The sequence below is a fragment of the Candidatus Hecatella orcuttiae genome, from assembly GCF_002009985.1.
In the GTDB taxonomy this organism is placed as follows: Archaea; Thermoproteota; Bathyarchaeia; order Hecatellales; family Hecatellaceae; genus Hecatella; species Hecatella orcuttiae.
Window position 1 is genome coordinate 386,571 of sequence record NZ_MTLX02000005.1, and the last position, 23,606, is coordinate 410,176.

27 protein-coding genes, 1 tRNA gene and 1 pseudogene are annotated in these 23,606 nt (G+C 50.1%); 7 read left to right on the forward strand and 22 right to left on the reverse strand.

The features are described from left to right. Nucleotides 1–45: 45 nt before the first annotated feature. From BWM17_RS05075 to BWM17_RS05095, 5 genes are all read right to left on the reverse strand, one after another. Nucleotides 46–600, reverse strand: a complete 555-nt coding sequence (locus tag BWM17_RS05075) for a DUF655 domain-containing protein (protein ID WP_309492858.1) — start codon at nt 598–600, stop codon at nt 46–48. A 138-nt stretch (nt 601–738) separates the two neighbouring features. Further along, on the reverse strand, nt 739–1,065 hold the full coding sequence (locus BWM17_RS05080; RefSeq protein WP_309492859.1) for an RNA polymerase Rpb4 family protein: 327 nt from the start codon (nt 1,063–1,065) through the stop codon (nt 739–741). 12 nt (nt 1,066–1,077) lie between these two features. Beyond that, on the reverse strand, nt 1,078–1,374 hold the full coding sequence (locus tag BWM17_RS05085; RefSeq protein WP_309492860.1) for a 50S ribosomal protein L21e: 297 nt from the start codon (nt 1,372–1,374) through the stop codon (nt 1,078–1,080). After that, the gene (locus BWM17_RS05090; RefSeq protein WP_309492862.1) at nt 1,364–2,701 is read right to left on the reverse strand and encodes a tRNA pseudouridine(54/55) synthase Pus10; all 1,338 of its coding nucleotides are present in this window, start codon (nt 2,699–2,701) and stop codon (nt 1,364–1,366) included. Before BWM17_RS05090 ends, BWM17_RS05085 begins: the two co-directional genes overlap by 11 nt. Nucleotides 2,702–2,803: 102 nt before the next feature. Continuing rightward, entirely contained in the window at nt 2,804–4,033 is a 1,230-nt protein-coding gene (locus BWM17_RS05095; RefSeq protein WP_309492863.1) for an NAD(P)/FAD-dependent oxidoreductase, read from the reverse strand. A gap of 174 nt (nt 4,034–4,207) precedes the next feature. Between BWM17_RS05095 and BWM17_RS05100 the strand changes: the two genes are divergently transcribed. Beyond that, nucleotides 4,208–5,392 (forward strand): tRNA (guanine(10)-N(2))-dimethyltransferase, encoded by a 1,185-nt coding sequence (locus BWM17_RS05100; RefSeq protein ID WP_309492864.1) that lies wholly within the window; start codon nt 4,208–4,210, stop codon nt 5,390–5,392. On the opposite strand, the gene BWM17_RS05105 is transcribed toward BWM17_RS05100, so the two are convergent. The 3 genes from BWM17_RS05105 to BWM17_RS05115 form a co-directional block, all read right to left on the reverse strand. After that, nucleotides 5,357–5,983, reverse strand: a complete 627-nt coding sequence (locus BWM17_RS05105; RefSeq protein WP_309492865.1) for an RlmE family RNA methyltransferase — start codon at nt 5,981–5,983, stop codon at nt 5,357–5,359. The two genes, BWM17_RS05100 and BWM17_RS05105, sit on opposite strands and share 36 nt — an antisense overlap. Then, nucleotides 5,976–6,347: a hypothetical protein gene (locus BWM17_RS05110; protein WP_309492867.1), complete on the reverse strand. Its 372-nt coding sequence runs from the start codon at nt 6,345–6,347 to the stop codon at nt 5,976–5,978. Before BWM17_RS05110 ends, BWM17_RS05105 begins: the two co-directional genes overlap by 8 nt. A 172-nt stretch (nt 6,348–6,519) precedes the next feature. Then, nucleotides 6,520–6,969: a DUF61 family protein gene (locus BWM17_RS05115; protein ID WP_309492868.1), complete on the reverse strand. Its 450-nt coding sequence runs from the start codon at nt 6,967–6,969 to the stop codon at nt 6,520–6,522. A 124-nt stretch (nt 6,970–7,093) separates the two neighbouring features. On the opposite strand from BWM17_RS05115, the gene hsp20 reads away from it, so the two are divergent. Together hsp20 and BWM17_RS05125 are read left to right on the forward strand one after the other, a co-directional pair. Then, nucleotides 7,094–7,726, forward strand: coding sequence for an archaeal heat shock protein Hsp20 (gene hsp20 / locus BWM17_RS05120; RefSeq protein WP_309492869.1), 633 nt, complete (start codon nt 7,094–7,096; stop codon nt 7,724–7,726). Nucleotides 7,727–7,812: 86 nt separating this feature from the next. Continuing rightward, the gene (locus BWM17_RS05125) at nt 7,813–8,226 is read left to right on the forward strand and encodes a hypothetical protein (RefSeq protein WP_309492870.1); all 414 of its coding nucleotides are present in this window, start codon (nt 7,813–7,815) and stop codon (nt 8,224–8,226) included. Between the two features lie 15 nt (nt 8,227–8,241). Here BWM17_RS05125 and BWM17_RS05130 read toward each other — a convergent pair whose 3' ends face one another. The 5 genes from BWM17_RS05130 to BWM17_RS05150 are packed head-to-tail and all read right to left on the reverse strand — an operon-like array spanning nt 8,242 to nt 9,938. Next, nucleotides 8,242–8,580, reverse strand: coding sequence for a 50S ribosomal protein L31e (locus tag BWM17_RS05130; protein WP_309492871.1), 339 nt, complete (start codon nt 8,578–8,580; stop codon nt 8,242–8,244). A gap of 16 nt (nt 8,581–8,596) precedes the next feature. Further along, nucleotides 8,597–8,752, reverse strand: a complete 156-nt coding sequence (locus BWM17_RS05135) for a 50S ribosomal protein L39e (protein WP_309492872.1) — start codon at nt 8,750–8,752, stop codon at nt 8,597–8,599. Between the two features lie 15 nt (nt 8,753–8,767). Further along, nucleotides 8,768–9,100, reverse strand: a complete 333-nt coding sequence (locus BWM17_RS05140) for a DNA-binding protein (protein WP_309492873.1) — start codon at nt 9,098–9,100, stop codon at nt 8,768–8,770. Nucleotide 9,101: 1 nt separating this feature from the next. Continuing rightward, nucleotides 9,102–9,542, reverse strand: a complete 441-nt coding sequence (locus BWM17_RS05145; protein ID WP_342766493.1) for a 30S ribosomal protein S19e — start codon at nt 9,540–9,542, stop codon at nt 9,102–9,104. A gap of 36 nt (nt 9,543–9,578) precedes the next feature. Then, nucleotides 9,579–9,938 (reverse strand): hypothetical protein, encoded by a 360-nt coding sequence (locus tag BWM17_RS05150; protein ID WP_309492874.1) that lies wholly within the window; start codon nt 9,936–9,938, stop codon nt 9,579–9,581. A gap of 69 nt (nt 9,939–10,007) precedes the next feature. Here BWM17_RS05150 and BWM17_RS05155 point away from each other — a divergent pair, with 69 nt between their 5' ends. Further along, nucleotides 10,008–10,727, forward strand: a complete 720-nt coding sequence (locus tag BWM17_RS05155; RefSeq protein WP_309492875.1) for a hypothetical protein — start codon at nt 10,008–10,010, stop codon at nt 10,725–10,727. Nucleotides 10,728–10,771: 44 nt separating this feature from the next. On the opposite strand, the gene BWM17_RS05160 is transcribed toward BWM17_RS05155, so the two are convergent. Continuing rightward, nucleotides 10,772–11,164 (reverse strand): hypothetical protein, encoded by a 393-nt coding sequence (locus BWM17_RS05160; protein WP_309492876.1) that lies wholly within the window; start codon nt 11,162–11,164, stop codon nt 10,772–10,774. 120 nt (nt 11,165–11,284) lie between these two features. On the opposite strand from BWM17_RS05160, the gene acs reads away from it, so the two are divergent. Both acs and BWM17_RS05170 read left to right on the forward strand, forming a co-directional pair. Then, entirely contained in the window at nt 11,285–13,246 is a 1,962-nt protein-coding gene (acs, locus tag BWM17_RS05165; RefSeq protein ID WP_309492877.1) for an acetate--CoA ligase, read from the forward strand. Nucleotides 13,247–13,308: 62 nt separating this feature from the next. Next, nucleotides 13,309–13,401 (forward strand) — tRNA-Gly (locus BWM17_RS05170). A gap of 25 nt (nt 13,402–13,426) precedes the next feature. Here BWM17_RS05170 and BWM17_RS05175 read toward each other — a convergent pair. The 5 genes from BWM17_RS05175 to BWM17_RS05195 form a co-directional block, all read right to left on the reverse strand. After that, on the reverse strand, nt 13,427–13,573 hold the full coding sequence (locus BWM17_RS05175) for a hypothetical protein (protein ID WP_309492878.1): 147 nt from the start codon (nt 13,571–13,573) through the stop codon (nt 13,427–13,429). A 211-nt stretch (nt 13,574–13,784) separates the two neighbouring features. Next, on the reverse strand, nt 13,785–15,014 hold the full coding sequence (locus BWM17_RS05180; protein ID WP_309492880.1) for a PotD/PotF family extracellular solute-binding protein: 1,230 nt from the start codon (nt 15,012–15,014) through the stop codon (nt 13,785–13,787). A 277-nt stretch (nt 15,015–15,291) separates the two neighbouring features. After that, nucleotides 15,292–16,023 carry an ABC transporter permease gene (locus BWM17_RS05185; RefSeq protein ID WP_309492881.1) on the reverse strand — a complete coding sequence of 244 codons (732 nt, stop codon included), beginning with the start codon at nt 16,021–16,023 and terminating at the stop codon, nt 15,292–15,294. A 46-nt stretch (nt 16,024–16,069) separates the two neighbouring features. Continuing rightward, entirely contained in the window at nt 16,070–16,432 is a 363-nt protein-coding gene (locus tag BWM17_RS05190) for an ABC transporter permease (RefSeq protein ID WP_309492882.1), read from the reverse strand. Nucleotides 16,433–17,013: 581 nt separating this feature from the next. Further along, nucleotides 17,014–18,069, reverse strand: a complete 1,056-nt coding sequence (locus tag BWM17_RS05195; protein WP_309492883.1) for an ABC transporter ATP-binding protein — start codon at nt 18,067–18,069, stop codon at nt 17,014–17,016. A gap of 116 nt (nt 18,070–18,185) precedes the next feature. Here BWM17_RS05195 and BWM17_RS05200 point away from each other — a divergent pair, with 116 nt between their 5' ends. After that, nucleotides 18,186–19,574, forward strand: a complete 1,389-nt coding sequence (locus tag BWM17_RS05200; RefSeq protein WP_309492884.1) for a monomethylamine:corrinoid methyltransferase — start codon at nt 18,186–18,188, stop codon at nt 19,572–19,574. A gap of 61 nt (nt 19,575–19,635) precedes the next feature. Here the strand turns inward: BWM17_RS05200 and BWM17_RS05205 are convergent, their stop codons facing one another. The 3 genes and pseudogenes from BWM17_RS05205 to BWM17_RS05215 all read right to left on the reverse strand — a co-directional run bounded on the left by BWM17_RS05205 (nt 19,636) and on the right by BWM17_RS05215 (nt 23,516). Beyond that, nucleotides 19,636–20,979 (reverse strand): glutamate-1-semialdehyde 2,1-aminomutase, encoded by a 1,344-nt coding sequence (locus BWM17_RS05205; RefSeq protein WP_309492885.1) that lies wholly within the window; start codon nt 20,977–20,979, stop codon nt 19,636–19,638. Nucleotides 20,980–21,422: 443 nt separating this feature from the next. Continuing rightward, a pseudogene (gene mtbB / locus BWM17_RS05210) lies at nt 21,423–22,829 on the reverse strand ([dimethylamine--corrinoid protein] Co-methyltransferase). A 36-nt stretch (nt 22,830–22,865) separates the two neighbouring features. Beyond that, nucleotides 22,866–23,516 (reverse strand): corrinoid protein, encoded by a 651-nt coding sequence (locus BWM17_RS05215; RefSeq protein ID WP_309492886.1) that lies wholly within the window; start codon nt 23,514–23,516, stop codon nt 22,866–22,868. Nucleotides 23,517–23,606: the final 90 nt, after the last annotated feature.

Sequence of the window (23,606 nt, forward strand, 5' to 3'; positions counted from 1 at the left end):
TGGAGAAGTCTCTTAACCTGCTGCGGGGAGAGCTGCCTCGCCTCCTCAGGGTTGACGGATGAACAGGCGGTACTTGGGAGTGGTGGTCAGCTCTTCCATAATCCTCTTCACCACCGCCTTCTGGGGGTCGGGCACAGAGGTTCGTTTCTGAAGGTCCGCAAAGCTTTCGAAGGGCTTTTTCTCCCTCTCGTTCACTATCTGCCACATGTATTTTTTCCCTATGCCTGGGAGCAGTTCGAAGGCATGCATCCTAGGGGTGACCGCTTGGGCTGTGTTGAAAAACTGGACGAATCTCTGCTCCTGCATTTTGACGATTTCCTCCACCACGTAGGGAAGCTCGCTTTTAGCCGTGGAGGTCAACTCCTCGTAGCTGATCCGGCCGAGGATGTGGTTGACTTTATCTCTTTTCTCCTTCCCTATGTGAAGGTATTCGTGGAGGTTGACAGTCACCCCCGGCTTGAGAGTAGCCTCTAGAAGGGTGAAATAGTCCTCCCCCACCAACTGAACCACCGGCTCCGCTACAAATTCGCGGCCGAACATTTTCCCTCGCGGGAGGAAATCTAGGACGAAAGCCATTTCCTCATAGCGGCGTTTTTCCATTAAAGCCCCTCAAATATGAAATCAGCCTATTGAAAATATATAAATTAACAGCCCCCCGTTCAGATAGGCAGGCAGCCTCCCCTCAGCAATAGCTGGAAACGGACGGGGAAGTGTTCTCCTATCGGCATTTCCGCGTAGCTATTTTCTGTACTTATCTAGGAGGCTGAGCATTTCTTGGAGTTTCTCGGTTGGAATGAGCTTATACCGGGGGAAGAAAACTCTCAGCTCCTCCACGCTCTCAGGCATACAGTTGACTATCTGAACAGCCTCCTTGACCTCGAGGTCAAAGGAGGACACCAACTCTTCAACCAGCTTTTCCGCATCCTCCGCGTTAACCTTAGAGAAGACATCCAAGTACTCCAAGGTTTTTTTCTGAAACTGGTTTAACTCCCGACCTAGATTTCGGAGTATCTCCCTCGCCTTTGCGTGGGTGAGAAGCTTGTTTTCCGAAATTTTCAGGGGCACCTAGCTTTCCCCCTAAACCTTGTTTTCGAAGGTTTTCAGGTGCTCAGGCCGAGCTATTATCTGTCTGGTTTTGCCTCCATCCTGAACTTGAACCACGTAGGCTCTCCCTCGCTGTTGGAGGATTACCCCAACCTTGCCGTGGTAGCGCCGGTGAGGCTGTCCCTTATGCACCGCAGGGTCGATGGAGAGCACAACCTTGTCTCCTGTCCTGTATTTTCTCAGCAGGTATCCCAGAGGTTTGAGTCCCCGGCTTCTCCGAGGCTTTCTCAGCAGGTTCCTCGTCCTAGACCGGTAGCCCTTAGACTTCATCTTCCTCACCGCCGATATCTATCACGGAAAGCCTCAGGCATTTAACCTTTTTTCCCAGCACCTCGGCGATGCTGGGAGTCGTTCTACCCTCATCCCCGTCCACCAGTTCTTTTACATAGAGGCCGCCTTGACATTTTAGGGTTACTTCAAACCTGCTGTCTGAAAGCTTTTCAGCTTTCAAACTGTAGACCCGCCGCTCTCGCTCCTTGTCTGCTCTCCGGTGGAGCACCCTCCTGGGTGTGAGCTGTCGGATAACCCTATCTGTGAAGGCTTTTTCCACAGCGTCCAGGTCTTCCTCCGTCAGCCTCTCTGTTGACTCTACTAGGAAGCGGTAGACTTTAGGGCTTGCCTCTGCCGCTTTGACCCTTCTGACAGCGTCTTTGCCTGCGAGCTTGAGGTCTAGAACCTCCACCCTGCCCCCTGCGTTCACCTCCCTCCTAACTCTTTCAAGGTCGATGAAGCGTCTTCGAGGGTTTTTCACCTCCACGACGAAGGGTCTTCCGCTGCCTAAAACCTGAGCGTCGATGTCTTCGCGGCCTCCTGCGTGGAATTCAGCGCCCTCTCCCTCCGTCAGCTTCAAGATGGGAGCTTCTAGGATTTCTTGAACTGATTCAGGGTATTTTTTACCTGTGCCCCCGCAGAAGCTACAGCCCTTGCCTCCGCATCTTCGGCAAAGCCAACGGGACTGAGGGATCCCCGTGACCAGTTTCCGGTATCGACCTTCAACGAAAAGGGGGTTAGCCTTCAAGGTGAACTCGTTTTTGAAGGGGGAGACTGTGACCACGAGCTCCGGGTTGGCGAAGTCCGCCTGTTTACCTGTGAGCTTCGACAGGGTCTTCCCGATTTCCCGGGTGAATTCGCTTTTCATGCTTTCCCCCCACTCCGCCCCGCACCGCGCCCTTACCGAGTCCTCCGCCTCCAGAAGCTGAGCGGGAATCTTGGCTCCCACCAGAAAGGTGTTGAATTCAAACTCCTTGGCTTTTTCAGCAATCTCCGCTGCGAGCTGGGGGATTTCTTGAATTTTTCCCCTGCAGAGCTGACATTTCTCTTTTTTCCCCTTTCCTGCTTCAACCCCCAGCCTCCGAAGGGTCTGCGCGGCGGCTTCAAACATGCCGTGAGCGGCCAGTTTTCTGAGAAGCCTCACCCCGGCTTTATCCTCTGCCTGAATCATGCTGTGGGCCTCTAGGAGGAGGGTGTTTTTCAGCGACCGGCCTCTCTCCGCATTGTCCATCCCATGGCCTAAGGTGGCGAACTGTCTTCCGAGGCAGTTGTCGCAGAGGCGGTATTCTTCCAGCAGTCTCTGAGCCGCGTCCAGTATTCCGCCCACTTCATGTCCCCCGTGAGGGTTTATCCTTCCAGTAGGTTTAGGTGGTGGAGAAATTTAAAGGGTAAAAGAGAAACCCCTCCACCAAGCCGGCTGGTTTGCTGTTTACTGGGAGAAGAGACCTCGAAGGTCCTCTATTTGGCTTAGGAATTCCGCCAAAGACTCCTTGTGAGACTTGTCCAGGTAGCTTCCATGCTTGCTGAGAGCGGCTCCGAGTTCGTAGAGAAGCCTGCTAAGCCTGCCGATGCCTATGCCGTTTAAGATTAAATCCTGCAGCCGTGCTCCCGTGTCTATATCCCCGCCCATCCAGCTTTTTTTCCACTTTTTTTCATACTTCTCCAAGGCCTCAGCCGAGCAGTCGCCTTCGCCTAAAGCCTCCGCCGCCACCTCCGCAGCCAGTTTACCGGAGAAGACAGCTGCCTCGTAGCCTGCTCCATCCATAGGGCAGACGAAACCCGCTGCGTCTCCGACGAGGAGCACGCCGTGAGCGTAGGTTTTCCCCTGAGGACCGTAAACGGGGACGGTGTGAACAGAGTGCTGGAACACGGTAGCGCCTTGGGTCAGCTTCCTTACTAGGGGGAAGTCCAAGAAGTTTGAAAGACGGTTTTCAATGCTTTCTTCGAGCACGTCGAGAGCGGAGCCTACTCCCACGCAGAAATCTTCTTTGGACGGGAAAATCCACCCGTAGCCTTTTGGTGAGATTTTCTCACTGAGGAATATCTTCAACTCTCCGCCATCGTTCTCGTCGCAAAACCTCCGAGTAATCTCCTCCTCAGACAGGAGGTAGGTGTGCTTGACGCAGAGGGCGAGGGCGTTAAGCGGCCACCTAGACCTGAGGCTTGCTTTCAATGCGACGGTGGAGTTGGAGCCGTCGGCTCCGATGACCACTGAGGAATAGAATTTCTCTCCCCCCTCAGCCGCCACGCCTACTACGTGGTTCTGTTTGTCGAAGAGCAGGTTCTCGACGAGGGTGGAGGTCTTCAGCGTAGCTCCTGCAGCCTCCGCAAAGCCTGAAGTCCACCTATCCCAGCTGGGTCTGTGCACGGTGAAGCCGTATTCCCCGTTTCGGCGGCTGAACTTGAGCTCAGTGAGCTTATCTTCGTGGAGAAAATGGAAGCCCCACTTGGTCATGGCTCTCTCCACCGGGCCTTCCTTCATCCAAGGGAACCTCTGGAATATGCTGATGGGGAGAAACTCGCCTCCCACGCTTTTGTCGCCGGGCTGCCTCCCCCGCTCTAGGAGGAGAACCTTCAACCCCTTTTCCGCGGCTGTTTTTGCCGCTAGGATTCCAGAAGGCCCGGCTCCCACCACCACAATGTCGTATTTTTCAGCCAAGGTTATGGCTCCGCGAAGGTGAAATTTTTTCGCTTAGAACTAGGATAAGTTTCGAATATTAAAACTTAACAGCAACCTCAAAATCTCTGCCTACCAATTAAGTATAGGCAGCCACAGCGGAGGAGCAGCTGCCTTCTAGGAGTTTGACCGACCTCGAAGGGAAGGCTGAAGGCGATGAAACTTGAGTTTCCCACCATGTGGGCGGAGGAAGGGAAAGCCAGATTCATGGTTCCCGCGTCCAAGCCTAAACCTCAAGGCCCGGGGTCCGCTGAGGCTCCTGTTTTCTACAACCCCGTCATGGAGTTGAACAGAGACTTCGCGGTGCTCTTCCTCCAAGCCTTCGGAACTTCAGCTTCCAGAGAGCTGGAAGTATGCGAGCCCTTAACTGGCTGCGGGGTGAGAGGCATCAGATTCGCCCTCGAAGTGGATAGGGTGAAAAAAGTGTGGGTGAACGACCTAAACCCCCAAGCCGCAGCCCTAGCTCAACTTAACGTAAGGGAGGCTGGAGTTGAAGCTAAGGTCGAAGTATCCCGAGAGGACGCCAATGTCTTCCTCAGCAGCCATGGGAAACCCGGCAGCCGTTTTGACTACATCGACGTGGACCCCTACGGTTCACCCGTACCCTACTTGGACTCGAGTTTGAGAGCCCTCAAGGCGGGAGGGGTTCTAGCCCTTACCGCCACCGATATGGCTCCCCTCTGCGGAGTTCACCCAAAAGCCTGCCTGAGGCGTTACGGGGCGAAACCCCTCCGAACCGAATACTGCCATGAGTTGGCGGCCAGAATCCTTGTGGGCTCCGCAGTCCTCACGGCAGCCAGGGTGGACATCGCGCTTAAGCCTTTGTTCACCCATTCCAGCGACCACTACGTCCGAGCCTACTTGGCGATGGAAAGAGGAGCCGGTAAAGCGGACCGGAGCCTCAGCCAGCTGGGCTATTTTCACCACTGCTTTCGATGTCTGAGCCGCCGGCAGGCTCCGGGTCTTTTCCCAAAGCTGGAGGCTCGATGCAAAAACTGCGGAAGCCCCCTAGACTACGCGGGGCCTCTGTGGATAGGGAAACTCTGGAGCCGAGAAATCTTGGAGACGATGTTCAAAGCTCTTGGAAAGATGAGGCTGAGGCAGATGCACCGTTTGAAGGGGGTTCTCCGAAAAATCGGAGAAGAAGCCGATAGGGGTCCCGGCTACTACGTGGTAAGCCGGCTCTGCGAGCTGTGGAAATGCCCTCCTCCTCCCTTCGCTAAACTGCTTCAGAGGCTCCGAACCCTAGGCTTCCCAGCTGCGGGAACCCATTTCCACCCCCTAGGCTTGAAAACGGAGGCCCCCCTAGACCTGCTGAGAAGAGTCCTCACGGAAGCCTAGGCCTAGGAAGTAGAGCTCAGAGCTTCTAGCCCGGCTGGCTTGGGGTTTGAAAACCCTCACCACCTCGAAGGCCTGCTTAAGCTCCCTTTGAAACTCTTTGGTCAGAGGGCCTTCGAAAACCTTGACCATGCAAACGCCCCCTTTCCGGAGGACTGCCTTAGCCAAGGTGAAGGCAGCCTGAGCCAGCTCTATCTGCCGGGCGTGGTCGACTTCCCAGACTCCTGAAATGTTGGGGGAAGCGTCGGATAGGACCACATCCACCTTGGTCTTGAAAGCTTCAAGAATCTTGGAGGGAAGACTCGGGTCTAAGACATCGCCCACCATAAACCGGATGTTAGTCGCCTTCAGGGGGGCGACGGGTTTCACGTCTACGCCCAGCACCTCGCCTTTATCTCCGACCAGCCGGCCGGCTGCCTGAAGCCAGCCGCCTGGGGCGCTACCGAGGTCTACAACCCTATCCCCCGGCTTGATGAACCTGTATTTTCCGTTGGCTTGAAGAAGCTTGTAGGCCGCTCGGCTACGGTAGCCTTCCGCTTTGGCTTTCTTGTAGTAAAAATCCCTCTTTCTCTCCTGCTTCCAGTTTCTACCCATCCTGTTTTCTCCCAGCCTCCCTTTCCACCCACTGGTTCAGCCTTGGACATGTGCAGGGGGAAAGGGGGTTTCCGGCGCCGCATTTTTCTTGGAGATAGCAGAAGCCGCAGGGCAGCTCTATGAGGGTGTCCACGGTGATGGCTTTCTTCTTGGCCACCAGCTTGTAGGTCCATTTGCCTTCGTGGAGGATGCGCTGCCTCTCAACAAGCCCCGCTCTCTCCAGTCTCATGGAAATCCGAGAGCCTTCCCTGCTGGTGGCCTTTATCAGCTTCCAAAGCTGGCTTTGGAGGATCCCCTCTTGGCCTTTCTCCTTGATCATCCGAAGGATCTCGTATTCGAGATTCTCATGCCTCTTGCCGGACAAGGGAAAGCTCCTGCTTCCAGCCGATGTTTCCCGAAATCCTAGGAAACATCACTCTTAAGATTTAATTGGAGGGCACGGTGTAAAAAGCTTTAGCCTAACAAACAGCAAACGCCACCCAACGCTTTAGACTTTTAGGAAAAAATCTCCCCTAACCCTCCCCTGGGGTTAAAATTCAGCTGAGCTTTGCTGTGGGAGGTAGGTCGAAGGCGATGGTGAGGAGGGATTTGAGTTTACCGAGAAGCTCGAAGACTTGAAGCCTATAAAGGTAGAGGTCTTTCTCCCCTTCATCCAAGTTTAAAAGTCTGCTGACCAAGGCTTTCTCAGCTCTGCCCCCTAGGATGAAGTATACGCCCTTCCCCAGTTCCAGTCTTCTCACAACCACGATGGGGAGAAAGAGGGAGCCGTGAAGCTCGGCAGGCATCACCTTAGCCACAGTTTCGATGTCCTGCCGTCGGAAGCAGATTTTGCTTCCGTCCACAGCCTCCACTGAGGGTTCCTCCTCCCGGAGAAGCTGACCTAAGGTTTTACGGGTCTTGGGCAGATGCTTGTTAAGCCTCTCCACCATGTGCTCCACTTGGGAGAGGTAGCGTTCATACCGTTGGTTCAGCCACACAGCTTCCACCCCCTTCCCAGGGGGGCGCAGTCAAGATCTCCGTCCCCTTGGGAAGCTAAAGGTTTTACCCCGCCGGCTTTCAGCTGGGAACTTCTCCATAAATGTTTATGAGCATCTGTGGATATGAAAACTCTTGGAGGCGGTTAACTTGTCGTGGGATGAGTTTTCTGAATGGTGGAAGCGCAGAAGGTTTCCCTTCCCAGGGTTCGGGCGATGGTTCTATGAAGGCTTCGAAGACATGATGAAGGAAATAGACCGCATGATGGAAGACCTGTTCAAAGGCTTCAAAAACATCCCCGAAGACATGATAAGGGAACGCAAGCTTCCCGATGGAAGAACCATCCGAGAAATAGGCCCCATGGTCTACGGGTACTCCGTAACCATAGGCCCGGATGGAAAGCCTGTGATCAGAGAGTTCGGCAACATCAAGCCGTCCGCAAGGCCTAAGCTGGGCGGTCTAGGCCCGGGGTTAGACATAAAGACTGAGCGAGAGCCCTTGGTCGACGTGATCTCCGACGACGGGAACATCAAGGTCATAGCCGAGCTTCCCGGAGTGGAGAAAACCGACATCAAGCTTCACGCAACCTCAAACACGCTGACAATCCACGTGGATAACCCTCAAAGGAAATACTTTAAGGAGCTGGAGTTGCCTGAGGAGGTAGATCCGAAAACAGCTAAAAGCACCTACAGAAACGGTGTGCTCGAGGTAACGTTGGCGAAGAAGGAGAAAAAGAAACCGAAAGGGGAGCCCATCGCCATCGAATAAACGGTCTCCGGGTAGAAGGCTCAAAGAACGGCTGCCAGCCAAAACCACAACAGCTTCTTTTCAACCCAGCGAAAAAGGTGGAAAGTTTGAATGCTGGAATAACCTCCACGGAGAAATATCTTGAAATGCTGGAAAAAGACTTGGGGAAGCTGGAATACGACCTCCGAACCCTCAGGAAATGGGTTTACTTGGATAAGAAAATCTTCTTCGACTGCGAAACCTCAGACTTGGAAGGTCAGCTTAAACAACTTCTTGAAAGACGAGACCTGAGCAGGCATGTGGTTTTGGCTGTGGTTAAAAACCAGGCTCAAAGTCTCTCCCTGAGGAGCATCACTTACACTAACATCGGCAACAAGACCATTGAAGACTTCATAAAACACTTCACTTTAATCCTCAAGACTCCCATGACCTTAGAGCTTCAGCTTGAGGGCTTGGAGCTTGTGGACTGCGTAGGCTACAGCTACGTAACATCGGAAGAAGCTGAATCCTTGGGAAGCTGAAAACCGGGTTTAACCCTACTGGGCAGCCTCTGCCAAGTAGGCTGTGGCTACACCCTTCCTGTCCTTGGTCACTCTGACCCTTATTTTTCTGGGAGGCTTTTCGATGCTTCGCCCCCAGATGAATTGGTTTAGCTTACCGTCAACCCGCACCCGGTCAACTTTCATGTGTTTTTTGATGAAGTCTTTCAAGGCCTTTACAGCTTTAGGAGTGCGGTAAGGTCGGGGGGCATTCCACACTCTGCCAAACGGCACCACGTAGAGCCTTTCTTCTTCAACCTCTTCTCCAGCTTCTTCCTCTTCCTCCTCCCGCTCCTCGGCTTCATCTTCGCTGGGTTTAGAAGAATCTTCAGCCATAGACAACGCCCGCTGATTAGATTTTTATCTTCGTCCTCCGCCAATGTCTTCGAGCAGGGCTTCTCCTGACTTTTCCTTTGGTTTTAGCCATAATCCAAGCTGGCACAGGCTTCGCTGCCTTCAACTCTTTGGACAGTCTCAGTTTTTTGGGGAAAACCTTGCGGCTTGTCAAAGGCTATTCAACCTTCTAGATTCTCCTGATGGTTATATCTTTTCGGGTGGAGGTAAGTCTTCTTAGAAGCTCCTTCAGCTGCTGGTCTGTCAAGGGAGCCGGAACCCGCCCGGACTGAGCCAGCTGAATCAGCTGCCTCTCCAGCTGCTCGGCGAATTCAGGCCTAACCATCTTAATGTTGCTGAGCCTCAGCCTCGCCTCAGGAGTTAATATAACCCTGAGGAGGGCTTGCTTTTCACTTTCAGCGCGAACCTTCGCCTCTTCAGCCGCTGCCTGTCTTCGCAGCTCCACCATCCTCTGCTGCTTCAATCTTTCAAGCTCCTCATCGTCGACGGACAAGACTTCCATCTCACCTCTCAGGACTTTTCATCTCCTCCTTAATCTCCGCAGCCAGCCTGTCCAGGAGGCTTCTCCCTTTCCCGCTTAGCGCTCTTCCCTTCGAAGACTCTTTTCTAACTAGGCCGGCTTTCTCCAGCTGCTGGAAGATTTTTCTCAGAATGTTTCCGCTTCCCTTCTTGAAATGCTCAGGCCTCCTTTTACCTGTTTTTCTTCCGCCATATTCCAGCCTAAGCCGGGAAACCCCTACAGGGCCTCTCACGTAAAGCTTTCGGAGAACAGAGGCGGAGCGAACGTACCACCAGTCATCCCTGTCCGGCGGCCTCTGTCTGGGGGCTCCAGTCTTTACGTATTCAGCCCAAGGGGGCGGACTGACTTCTTCCACATTCTCCATCAGATATTTGGAGAGCTTCTCTATCAAGAGCTCTGGAGGAACATCGTACACCGACGGCAAGCCTGACCCTTCCCGAGTATGTATGGATGTAAAGTATTACGGTAAACGTTTCAAGTTAAACTTTTTGTCTGCCCGCCGCCCCCCGCTTTTAAAGGGAAGACGTTTGATGCGGCCACATTGCAGGCAAGTTATGGTCAGATGAGGCTCCCTCCGCTCCTGAATTCGCACCCTAGAGGTCAGGCCTGGAATGAGCAGCCTGTTACACGTCCGGCAGACCATGGTTCTCCAACGGGCGGGCAGACGGACCTTGTGCTTCATGGCTATCTTCCGAGCTAGGTGAACATAACGCTGGGCTAGATTTGGATGTTGGCGGTGTGTCTCTAACGCCAAGTTTAGCAAGATGTTGACTCTTTCCCGGGCAATCTGCTTGGTTTCGCCTTTAGGAGTCTTCGTCAAGCCACCCCCTTGGAAGCCAGCGGAGTTATTTTATAGAAGAAAACATCTGTTCCATTATAGGTTATCTGCTTGTTAACTTTTCTGCTGGCTGAAGCAGCCTTGGAGGTTATCCCGCCGGAGATAAGGAGACATCGCCAAGTTGTTGCTCTTTCCCGTAGGCTGGGGAAAAAAGCCGAAGTCCAGCTGCTGGATAAATCCTACCACTACAGAGCCATGGGAAGCTTGAAGGATAAGGAAAAAAGAGGGCGCCCTGACATCGTGCACCTAACTCTCCTAGAAGCCTTGGGCTCCCCCCTCAACCTCGCAGGCCTTCTTCGAACCTACGTCCACACCTACGACGACCGCGTCATTTTCGTTAACCCTCAGCTGAGGCTTCCTAGGAACTACAATCGATTCCTAGGGCTGATGGAGCAACTCTTTCAGGCGGGGAGGGTTCCCCCCGAAGAAGATACCTTGCTAAAACTTGAAAACCTCTCCTTCCCGGAGCTTGTCGCCCACGTGAAGCCCACTCTCTTGGTTGCTTTAACCCGGAAAGGAAATCCGAAGACTCCCCTGGAGGTCGCGGAGGAACTCTCAGCCTCACCCCGCCCGGCTGTCGTGGTAGGTGGCTTCCCCCACGGCTGCTTCTCCAAGGCTGTTCTAGAAACAGCCGACTGGTCGGCTTGCATCGACCCGCAGAGTCTGGAGGCGTGGGTGGCTGCTTCGAGGATCATTTCCGCCTACGAAACAGCCATAGGGCTTCCGGAGAAAAGGCTGGAAACTTTGAGAAAATCGAAGACGCATAAGTAGGCTGAGGACGGCTGGGCAGCGTAGCTCTATCTTTCCCAGCCTCTCTACTTCTCAAGCATCTCCTGCCTAAGCATGTCCCATCGGCCGTCTAAGACAGCGGAGACAACCCAGCCTTTCTCCACGGTGATGTGCGCTGTGTGGGGAGTTACAACCGGAAGAAGCACTTGACCGGTTCGGTCCCCATAGCCGGCATGTCGGCTGTGGAAGGAGAACACAAACTCCCAACGGCCGGGGGCATCGGAGCGCACGATCTCTACAAGCTTGAGAGTCTCCTCCATGCCATCAAATCGAAAGGTGGGACTGTTCAGCAAAAACTCCCGGGCTATTTCCAGGCTTTGTTCTTCATCCACCGCTCCGCCAGTGTAGGATAGTGCTGCGTAGACGCCGAGTAGCAGGGCGACAGCTGCGAACGCTACGGTCAATGTGAGGCTTTTCAAGGGAAAGCTTCCCCCGGCATTCCGGCGGGGTTTCTGGTGTTCTTTTGACTCATACGGACGTGGGCCTAAAACTTTATGTATTTTTTAAAAAATATAAAGAGCCTGAAGGTGCGTCGGGTAATGCCTCCCTCCAAAACGGGAATAGACGTTCTGCTGAAAGAAGAGAGAATTTTTCACCCACCAAAAGACTTGGTGGAGCAGACCCATGTCAAAAAGTGGATGGACGCTCACGGCATAAAGACCTACGAGGAACTGCTGGAAAAGGCCAAAGACCTAGAGTGGTTTTGGGGTGAAATCTCAAAGGAGCTGGTAGGTTGGTCTAAGCCCTACACCAAGGTTTTGGAGTGGAACCCCCCCTGGGTTAAGTGGTTCTTGGGCGCAGAGTACAACATCGTCTGCGATGCTTTAGACAGGCATGTGAAGAGTTGGAGAAAGAACAAAGTCGCCTACATCTGGGAGGGCGAGCCTGGAGACAGGGAAAAGCTGACCTACGCTGAACTGCATGGGAAAGTCTGCCAGGCTGCTAACGCCCTGAAAAGCTTGGGGGTGAAGAAAGGCGACAGGGTGGGAATATATCTGCCCATGATCCCCGAGCTTCCCATAGCCATGCTGGCATGCGCGAAGATAGGAGCTTTGCACAGCGTTGTTTTCTCCGGTTTCAGCGCCCACGCCTTGAGAGACAGGGTTAACGACTCGGAGGCGAAGGTTGTCATCACCTGCGACGGCTTCTACAGGAGGGGGAAGACCGTTCCCTTGAAGAAGCAGACGGATGAGGCTCTTCAACAGGCGCCCAGCGTGGAGCATGTCATCGTCTACAAGCGGACAGGCGGCGAGGTTTCTTGGAATGAGAAAAGGGACCTCTGGTGGCATGAGGTGGTAGACGGCCAGAAGAAAACATGTGAGACGGAGATCTTGGACGCCAACGACTTCCTCTACATCCTCTATACTTCCGGAACCACGGGAAAGCCCAAGGGGGTGGTTCATGCCCACGGAGGCTACGCCGTGGGGACAGCCTTCACCCTCAAATGGGTTTTCGACTTGAAGGATGAGGATGTTTGGTGGTGTGCGGCGGACATCGGCTGGGTCACAGGGCACAGCTACATAGTCTACGCGCCTCTGATTTTGGGGGTTACCTCAGTGCTTTACGAGGGCGCGCCGGACTACCCGAAGCCTGACAGGTGGTGGTCCATCGTGGAGCGGTATGGGGTGACTGTGCTCTACACTTCGCCCACCAGCATCAGGCTTTTCATGCGCTATGGGGAAGAGTGGCCTGCGAAACATGACCTGAGCTCCCTGAGGTTGCTGGGCACGGTGGGGGAGCCCATCAACCCCGAGGCTTGGATGTGGTACTACAAGCACATCGGAGGGGAACGCTGCCCCATCATGGACACCTGGTGGCAGACGGAGACGGGTAGCTTCTGCATCTCACCTCTCCCCATCACCCCCCTGAAGCCCGGCTCGGCTACAAGGCCTCTGCCCGGGTGGACGGCTGATGTCTACGATGAGGAGGGAAAACCCTTGGTGAACCAAGGAGGCAACCTCGTCCTCCTCACCCCTTGGCCCGCTATGTTCCGCGGCCTCTACAAGGACCCTGAAAGATACAGGGAAGTCTACTGGAGCAAGTACCCCAACGTCTACCTGGCGGGGGATGTAGCCCGCATCGACAGGGACGGCTACTTCTGGATCCAAGGGCGAGCCGACGACGTCCTCAATGTGGCAGGCCACCGGATAGGCAACTCCGAGGTGGAGTCAGCCCTCGTCAGCCACGAGGCTGTGGCTGAGGCCGCTGTGATCGGGAAACCCCACGAGGTGAAGGGAGAAGCCATCGTCGCCTACGTGGTCTTGAAGAGAGGCGTGGAGCCCACGGAGAAGCTGCGGGAAGAGCTGAGGGGGCATGTGGCCCGGGAGATAGGGAAGCTGGCGAGGCCTGAGGAAGTGTGGTTCGTCTCCGACCTCCCCAAAACCCGAAGCGGCAAAATCATGCGGCGGGTGGTGAAGGCGGTGGTCTTGGGGAAGCCGGCGGGGGACATATCCACCCTCAGCAACCCCGAGGCTGTGGAGGAGATAGGCAAAGCCCGGTGAAGGCTGGGCCAAATCTTCAACAGTTTTAAATCAGGTTCCACCATAATCCTAGAAGGAGCCGGGCGGCCGTAGTCTAGCTTGGTTAGGACATCAGCCTGCCAACCTTGGGAGGCAGAACGCTGAGGACCCGGGTTCAAATCCCGGCGGCCGCACCATTCTAGAGCTGAATAGGTACTTTTTTCATCGGTCTACTAGCGGCACCCATTTTAACGTCTCCTTCAGGGCTTGGCTGAGGGCTTTCAGTTGGTGGTCTTCCAGTTCTTGAGGGTTGATGTATACTCTGGCCGGCTGGGATAGGGCTTCTCCCGCGAGGATTTTCTTCAGCAATCATGCTTCTCATAGGCTCGGAGCCATTAAGGTGGTTGAAGACTGATCATGTTCACTCTAAACCAACTGCCTACATTAGGTATCTGTGGACTCTGCGGACTTGAATTCATCGCAAGGTTAATACTATCATGTGGACTAACTTGTGCAGGTTCTTTACCATACCAAGTTAGCCGGGACGAACGAAACCGTTGCCGAATGGTGGATGGTTTTTTTAAATTCCAGCAGCTATTTTGGCTTCTGTCCATGCTTCAAAGTATTTGTCCCATATCGGTGGATCTGGGTGTTCCCAGTTGTAGAAGATTCCTTTCTCCAACAGGTCTTCAGGTTTATCCAATCCCAACAGTTTTATTATTTCGGGGTCCGCCAGTTCCCATCCTTTTACATTCGTGGATGCGTAATAGTAAACGTTGGTCAGAAATTGGCCTGTTCGAGGATCTAAGAAGGCATTTATGTAGTCATGGGCAAGCTCGTAGGTTCCTCTTTCTGGAGAGCCTTCTCCCACATTCATAGCGTAAGGCCAGATGAACAGAGCCTCTCCCGTCCTGTAATTGGCTCCAGGTGTAAGCCCCAGATAGACCACGTCCAAACCTTCAGCCAACCCTGCAGCGTACAATTCCGTCCACATGGTTGCAATGGCTACTTCGCCTTCTTTAAGACTTGCAAAAAGCTCATACTGGTCATCGTAGATAATTTTTGCTTGCTTAAACGCTTTCATCACCGCATCTTTCCAAGCTTCTATCTGGTCATCAGTAGGATTTTTGAACTCTTCCACTGTAAACAATGCGTCGAACATAGGCCCAGCAATTTCAGAAGGAGCATCGTACATGGCCGTTCCTACCTCTGCATATTTTGGATCCCACAAGCACGACCAACTGTCAGGCTCTGGTAATCCCGCATCCCGGATTAGGTCTCTTCTGTAAATAATCGAAGTCATTCCCATATCCGTCACCAGCATATAGAGTTGGCCGTTGTGTCTGCCGTATTTTTCAACTAGTGCTTTAAAGAAAGGATGTACATCTTGGTAGTTAGGTATCAAATCTAAGTCTATCGGCTCTAGCGCATCAAACTCCAAATATCTCTTGAAATGAGTCCAATAGCCGCCGAAGTTGGAGGCGTCAAACCTATCTCCAATCGCTATCCTTGCCAACGCTGAATCTTCATCAGGAAAAATGACGTGCGATACCTTTACATCCGGATGTTTTTCCCTAAACGCAAGCCACAGTTCTTCAACATCATACCCAGCCCACGTCCAAACTATTATCTCATTAGCTTTCGGTGGTGGTACTGGAGTTGGCGTAGGAGTTGGTGCGGGTGTCGGGGTTGGGGCTGGAGCGGGCCTTGTGGCCTGCCAAGCGGCGTAGCCGCCCACACCGGCCACCACCGCCGCAACCACGGCGGCGATGCCGTATTTCAGGGCCTTTCTTCGAGATTCATTACTCATTTTTATATATCTCTCCTAAAAGCGGCTGTTTATTATTCCGGTTCAGATTATATATAAATATTACGGTTTACTGAACGATGTTGCTAAGATTTTTTGTTGGGCCGGATTTGCAAGCGTAATTTGCGGACTGCAGGGGTCAAGCTGATTGCTTCATGATTTAGGATCCTATTTATAAGTCTCTCTGTCACTGTAGAAACCCGGAAAACTCTCGACTAGGTTTTTCTGATTTTTCTAACTAAAGTCAACTTCTCAAATGCCTAGCTTTGAGTTGGCGTCTTCAGGCTGATATTCTTTCGATCATCCTCATCAAAAACGCAAGTCCGATGGCAAAAGACAATATGATGGAGGACATAGCCGTTAAGATTGGCACGAATTTTGGCAGTTTCATCAGCAAAGAGTAAATATACACAGGCGCTGTTTGCTCTGTCCCGGCAAGGAAAACCGCGAGGGCAACATCTTCCCACGAGATGATAAAGGCTAAAATGGCGGCCACCGCCACTCCTGGCATTATAAGAGGCAACGTTACTTTCCGAAAAGTGGTGAATTTACCCGCGCCCAAATCCATGGCAGCCTCTTCAAGACTTATGTCAAGAGCTATGAATCTGGAGGTTAAGACCAAGGTAGTGTAGGGTATGGTGATTAGAATATGACCTATAATGATGACTATTAACGATGGGTTTACCCCCATTTTTAATAAAAAGGACATCAAACTGAAACCCATGATGATGTAAGGTGTCACCATGGGCATCAGCAAGAGCCCTGTGAAAATTTTTTTCCCAGCGAAGTTTGTGCGCGCTAGTGCATACCCTCCGCAGATTCCGAAGATTACAGCGGCTCCCGTGGTAACGGAAGCGACCATGAGGGAGTATTTAACGGCATTTATAGCGGCTGGAAATCGGAGAAGTTCGATGTACCATTTGAGGGTGGGGAAGTTTCTTAAGGGCAGAGTAGAAGTTTCGTTGAGGGATAGCAGTAACAGTATGGCGATGGGGAAAAATGTGAGTATCAACAAGAATCCAAGTACGACAATGAACATTATACTCGATTTCGTCATTTTAGAGACTCTCCATCAGCTTCCTGAAGCCGATTCTCCGATAAAGTAGGAAGACCGCTATGAAAGTTATAATCAGCAGATAAACAGTGAAAGCCGCGGCTACATCCCACCTAAACCCCTTGAGGAAGAAATCGTAGATCAGGTTTCCAAACAATATTCCGGTTCTGCCTCCCACTACTGCTGGAGCTATGAATTCTCCCATCGTCGGAATAAACACGAACAAAACTGCTACGAAAACTCCGGGTAGACTCAGGGGAAAAGTAACTTTTAGGAATGTTGTAATGGGCGAAGCGCCCAGATCGTCTGAAGCCTCCAGCAAAACTCTGTCTATTTTTTCCAGCGACACGAATATCGGCAGAATCAACCAGGGAAACCATGTGGCAGTTAAAACCAGCCAAACAGAAAATAGGTTGTACCCCAATAGTTTGATGGGCTCGCTTATTAAGCCGAAATATAGGAGCAATGAATTTATTACTCCTGTGCTGCCTAACATCAACCGCCAAGCCAGCAATATCAGCATATAGGTGGCAAAATAAGGCGCTTGAAACAGGAATAGAACAGTATACTTATTTTTTAAAACTCTAAAGGCTATAAAATAGGCTACAACATACGCGAACAAAACGGATGAAGCTGTAACGGTAACCGCTATAAAAAACGTTCGAAGTAGAAGTCTGGCATAATCCGTTCGGATGAATAGTTTTGCATAATTGCTGAGTACGGGAAAATTAACAACAGTTCTTGTCACAGGACTTAATTCAGCGAAGCTCAAGATTAACACTGAAAAAACAGGAATGAAAAATACGATGATAATCCATAAGTAAGTGGGTAGAACTAGCAAAAGATCTTTTAACCTTGAGTTGGTCTGTGCCGTGAAAAAATTCCGGAAAGATTTCTTTATACTCATATTACCACTTCCGTTCGACAATGGCCTCCAATGGATTTAGCCTAGGTTATCAACTTGGAGTCTTTCTTATTCCAACCGATTTTTACCTTCTCCCCAATTCCAAAAATGCCTTCCATGCCGGGACTGGGCGCTACAACTGAAATGGAGGAACCATTTTCCAGCAAAACTCTGTAGGTGACGACTCGGCCCTGATAATAGGCCTCTTTAACTTCTCCAGCGAATATATTATCCAACGCGTTTAACTTTCTTCCGATGAAAATTTTCTCCGGCTTGATGGAGACTAAGACTGATCCTTTGGATAGCTGACACTCAGGTGTGACGGTGATTTTCCCCAGATTATCGACTTCCACTGCCCCATTCTCATACCTCCCTTTGAAAACGTTAGTTCCCCCAATAAAATTAGCCACAAACTCAGAGTTAGGCTGTTCATAAATCTCGATAGGCGAGCCGATCTGCATGATCTTTCCGGCTTTCATTACGGCTATTTTGTCGGACATCGTTAGAGCTTCTCCTTGGTCGTGAGTGACGTAGATGAAGGTAGTGCCGACTTCACGTTTAATTCTCTTCAGCTCGACAATCATTTCCTCCCTAAGTTTTAGATCTAATGGTCCCAAAGGTTCGTCTAGAAGCAATACAGTTGGTTTATTAACCAAAGCCCTTACAATGGCAATTCTTTGTTTTTCGCCGCCGCTCAATTGGCTTATTTTCCTCTTTTCATAGCCTGGAAGTCTAACGAGGTCTAACATTTCTTTAACTCTTGCTTTGATTTCGTTTTCCGGTATTTTTTTTATTTTTAATCCGAATGCTATATTTTCATAAACGTTGAGGTGAGGGAATAGAGCTAAGCTCTGAAAGACTAGGTTTGTAGGCCTCTTAAAGGGGGGTACATCCGCCATAGGTTCTCCTTCGATGAGTATCTCCCCTTCGGTTGGCTTCTCAAAGCCGCTGATCATTCTGAGTATAGTAGTCTTTCCACATCCGGAGGGCCCTAAGAGAGAAAAAAATTGTCCCTTTTCCACTTGAAAGGAAACATCGCTAACTGCAACAACATCTCCGAATTTCTTAGTTACGTTTTTCAGTTCAACATCGATCTTCATCTTATCGGACCATTACTGATATATACAGGAAGAAGAATATAAAAATAATCGGTCAAGAAAAAGGCCAAAACATGGAAAGATTAAAACAAACTATGTTCCATTAGTGTTTATGAAAAGTGGAGGATACGCCTCATATGATTCTTTCGTTAGATGAAATTTATAGGAGGACTGAAGATGGTCCGATAGTGGAGGAGGAATATTTCGACAAAAAGCTTTTGCCCAGAAAACTTCGAGAACTAGCAAAGGAATATGATATTAATTACAATCCGGAAGAGCCCGTTCCAACTGACGACAAGTTAGCTGACGACGTTTTTGAGGCGGGGAAAAAGTTACTGTGTGATGTAGGTATTCTGTGTGTGGACACAGGTAGGTTGATAAAGTTCTCTGAGGATGAAATTAAAGAAGGACTTAAAGCAGCTCCAAATAAAATAACCATCGGGCAAGGTGAGAGATCCCGAGAAATAACTGAGAGAAAAGCAGAAGACAAAAAGATACCTTGGCTTGTTCCCGGCCCCAGCGGAATGCCTATATCAGAGGACTTGGCTAGCGTGATAGCTCAATCCATCGTTCAAGAACCGTTAGCAGAAGGTTACTGGACTCCAACTATTACGAAATATGGAGGGATGGAGGTAAAACTGCATTCTCCGTTGGAAGTTCTTGCATCAAGATATGAAATTATATCGGCCAAGGAGGGAGTCAGAAAGGCTGGTAAAGAAGGGCTTCCCATTGTTGGAGGAATGACAGGGTTAAGTCCAGCTGGATTCATCGCTTCTATATTTAATGGAGGATTTACGAGAGGGGACTGTCTTCTCGTAAGCTGCATGAACGAGTTGAAAATCAACTACGATATCATGACGAAAGTATGGTTCGTTTCAAAATGTAGCGACGTAAACCTGATGTATGATGCCACTCCTCTATTAGGCGGAATCGCAGGTGGACCGGAAGGCACTGCTTTAGTCTCAGTTGCTCAGGAAATAGAATGCCTGTTGCTGGGAGCAGACCTAAGCGGTGGTAACTCAATCGATATTTGGTCTGGAACAAGCTCAGGCAGGAAGACCATGTGGGCCTCTAATTTATTCTTGAACGCCATGAACCGGAACGTCAACGCAATAGAGTATTGCTACCACTTTGCCGCAGCAGGACCTTGCACAGAAATGCTTCTCTATGAGGGGGCAGCGAAAACCATAAGTGTGGTGGCTGCAGGATACGATTTTCACTGTGGTCCTTTGGCCTTGAGAGCTGGGAAGGAAGATTACATTTCTCCGTTAGAATTTAGGCTCAGCTGCGAAGTCGCCCATGCCATGGCTGGAATTAAAAGGGAAAATGCCAATTACTTGATAAAAGAATTATTAGCAAAGTTCGAAGATAAAATTCAAAAACCGCCTCTTGGTAAAAGCTTTACCGAGTGTATGGACTTAACTACGCTTCAGCCTTCCAAAGAATGGCAGGCTATCTACGAGAAAGTGAAAAAAGAATTAGAAGACTTGGGAATAAAATTCAAATGACCTTTGTATAAGGGGCGGTCAAAGAAAGTAGCAGGCTTGTCGCGATGCCGCTGTTTCTGGTTTACGAACCCCGTATATTTTTGAGAGTGTCATAAGTAGCCTGTATGGTCTTTTGTATATCTTCCGGCTCATGCATCGCCGAAACCATCCACTCCTCAAACCATGCTGAACCGCTCGGTATTATTCCTCTATTCAACATGTTGATCCAGTATTTATTCCACATCGCCGCGTCGCAAGCTGAAGCTTCTCTGTAGTTTTTTGGAACCTTGTCCAATCCGAAGAAGATGCATCCCATCATGGTGCATCTGCCCACAGCGGCTTTTATACCTGTATCTGCTATGGCGTCTACAACTCCCTTGTACAACTCCTCGCCAAGGTTGTTAATTTTCGCATAGGCATTAGAGGTTAATACCTTTTTCAGGCAGGCTAAGCCTGCAGCTGTTGAAAGAGGATTGGCGTTATAGGTTCCGTAGTGCACAACACCGCCCAAAGGAGTTATCATCTCCATGTATTCTCTCTTTCCGCCGAACGCGGCCAGAGGTGATCCGCCGCCGATGGCTTTGGCGAAAGTTACCAAGTCGGGTTCAATACCGTAGAGTTGGCTTCCGCCCCCCTCAGCTAGATTGCATCCTGTCTTAACTTCATCCAATATTAACAAAATGCCATATTCATCGCAAAGCCTTCTAACTTCCCTGAAATAGTCTTTTTCCGGGGTTATGATCCCGCTGTTGGTAAGCACAGGCTCGGTTACTATCGCCGCAACTTCGTTTTCATGCTTTTTCAACACTCTTTCCAAGCCGTCGGCATCGTTAAAGTGAACCACCAAGGTCTGTTCGACGTTCTCCTTCGGTGTGCCCAGCGAGTCGGGAGTGGATGCAGGGTTATGTATCGATCCTAACAGGATGCGTCTTCTGGGTTTATCGCTTATCAGCAGCACATCGTTTGCTCCATGATAGGAGCCCTCCATCTTAACCACCTTAGTCCTCCCTGTGATTCCTCTGGCAAGCCTAACGGCATAGAAAGTTGCTTCCATTCCCGTGTTCGCAAAGCGGAGCATCTCAACATACGGGTACCTTCTCATTATCTCTCTCGCCAATTCATCGGCCCCTTCCCCTTGAAATCCCAGCAACGTCCCCCGCTCCGCCTGCTCTTTTATCGCTTCAACTATGATGGGGTTAGCGTGACCAGCAGTCATGGCTCCGTAGGCCAGACAATGGTCTACATACTCTCTTCCGTCTAAGTCCCATAGCTTGCCGCCCTTTCCCCTTGCCATGTAAAGCGGATAGGGCTTAAAGAATTGGATAGCTGTATTTACTCCTCCAGGAATAATCTGAGATAGTTTTTCGAAAAACGCCTTTGAAGCTGGGGTGTTTTTAATATATATATCCTCTTCAGCCAATGCCACGTAAATTCACCGTTTTCATTTAACAATCGATGTTTATTTAACATTTTCGACAGGGGGTAGAGGCGGGTCTTTTATTTAATTTTTCAGTTAAAAGGCATCGTCTATGTGCCGCAATTAATTTATTTCTATTCATAACAAAAATAGGCTCTCTCTTTACCAATTTGCCTTTTATCTTGTCTATACCATCAATTTTCTACTTAGAACTGTGCAGCTTGATGCATATCTCGGCATAAGTCAATGGACAAACTCCCCTTAAACAACAAGCATTGAGAAAAATATCAAACCTAACTTCAAGATAGACAACAGACTCCGAATAATTTTTTGGTTAAATTTCTCTCAAAGAAGAAAGGGGGAGGTAATTTGTTAACCCTGCGCATTGCTGAGCTTCATTTCATTTGATCTGCCTGCGGTGTTGGCAGGATTTTTGATTTGTCGGAGACTGCTCAAACTTTCGAGAGTTTCTCGAGGCGTTCTACACAATTAATTTTGATGCCGAGCAGTTCAGCGATCCTAACTTTAGCTTCGAGTCCTTTCGCTGCACCCGGTAAACCAGTTATAACACCGATGTCAAGTTTTTCCCTAAGCTTTCTCATAGTAAACTCATCACAAAGCTCTATTGAGGAGACACCTAGCTTTTTAGCGACGTAATCCTTCGCTTCAGGTAGTCTCATTTTCTTTTGCAACTGCATCCTACCAATCAGGTCGCCTGATGTTCTGATGCTGCCTATGCCACCGGCTACCAGATGCCCAATGGGCATTCCAATGCAGTCTCCGACACCCACCTAAATGCCATCGACGCCGGCTATCTCGATCATAGCTTTGTTCGCTCTAGTTACTGTATCCAACGGTGGTGTTTCTAACATGGGCACGCCGCCTACACCCATTCCCATGTTGGGGTGAACAGGGATAGTCGCTTCTCTCACGCATGCCTTGGTAAACGTAACCGCCCTGGAGAGATTCCATGGGAAAGTGAGGTGGGGTTTTGTATTTATCACAGGTCCAAATATGTCGACACCCGCTTTTTCCGCTACTTTAAGTTGTTGATGCGGCCACATTCCAGCCAAACGTTCTCCTGCATATTTCAATTCCGTGTGAAATCCGTGTACAGCCTCGGTAGCCATACCCATCTGGACAGCTAGGTCGGGGTACACCTTTTTCAATGACTCTGTAGCCGTAAGGGCTGCATAAAAGTCAGGATCTCCCGCCGCTCCTACTGTATCGATATTTATTCCATCCACGCCTACTCTTCTGAGATGTTTAGCTACATATATTATGGCATCATGACATTCTCGAGCAGCGCCCTCCATAGATTTCCTCGCTTCGTCGTTCTTTCCTTCTCTGATCAGAGAGATCGGTTCAGGCCATTGACCATCAGGCTTATAGAAATAGCCTAAGTTGGGCATAGCCATGAATTCTAGAGGACTGATCGACGTGTGCAGAGTATTGTGGATAACATTCGCCAAATAGCTCACTATTACCTTTGCAGGCTTAAAGCTTCCATCCGATTCAGGAAATTGTAGTATATCAAGTCCAAGCACCCTTTCAGACAGCGCTCCTTGAGCAATGGAACGTTCAATCGGCATACCTAATCCACTAGTGCCAGAGTCAATCCAGAAAGTCGAGCCTCCTGCATCAGCGGACAGGACGACCTCGCATCCATGTTTTACAGCCACAACCTTATTGGCGTCGATGATAATTTCATATAATGTTTCCAGATCTTCGCCGGTTAATTCGGGTATTTTCGCCCTTTCTGCAGCGTCTTTTGAACCCAATTCTAGGTCGTCTTTGATCTGTTTACCCGTCATGGTGATCAGTCTACCATCGCCTCTTCTCGTCAAATGTTCTGGCATACGTTCTCACCTCCTTTCTATTTTTATTTGTGAGCATCATTTTTTTAGAAGGCAAGTGCGGGATGCAAGGAGTCTTTTAGCTTTAACTACAGCATCCATTGCGTCGGCACCCCATTCGTCGGCGCCGATCTCTTTTGCATGCAATTCGGTTGTTGCTCCTCCGCCCACCATTACTTTAACGTCATCACGAACTCCTGCTTCCTTCAGAGCATCAATTACCTCTCTTTGGGCGATGGCGGTTGTGGTCATGAGAGCGGAACAACCTACAAATGCGGGTTTGTGCTTTTTAACTGCCTCTACAAATTTTTCAGCAGCAACATCTCGACCTAGATCGATGACATCGAATCCTTGAGCTTCCAGCATCGTGGCCACTATACTCTTACCGATGTCATGAATGTCGCCTTCAACTGTACCGATTATGAACTTGGCTTTTTCACCTCTTTTCTTCCTAGGCACTTTTTTAAGCAAAACGTCCGCAACCTTCTTGATGGCCTCGGCAGAAAGAACTACTTGTGGAAGAAATATCTCTGACCTACCGTATAGATCTCCTACCTGCCTGATAGCCTCAGAGGCATGGTCCAACGCCCTTAAAGGTTCAATACCTGCTTTCAGACAAGCCTCAGCGATTTTAACAGCGCCCTCAACATCTTGATTTAAGATCGCATTATAGAGCTTATCTAGTTCCAAAATTATGCACCCCCTACTTTTTTATATTAAAGTTTTTTTTAAACATAATGTTTCACCCTCTTTTTGGATCTTTATTTCAAAATCACTAGC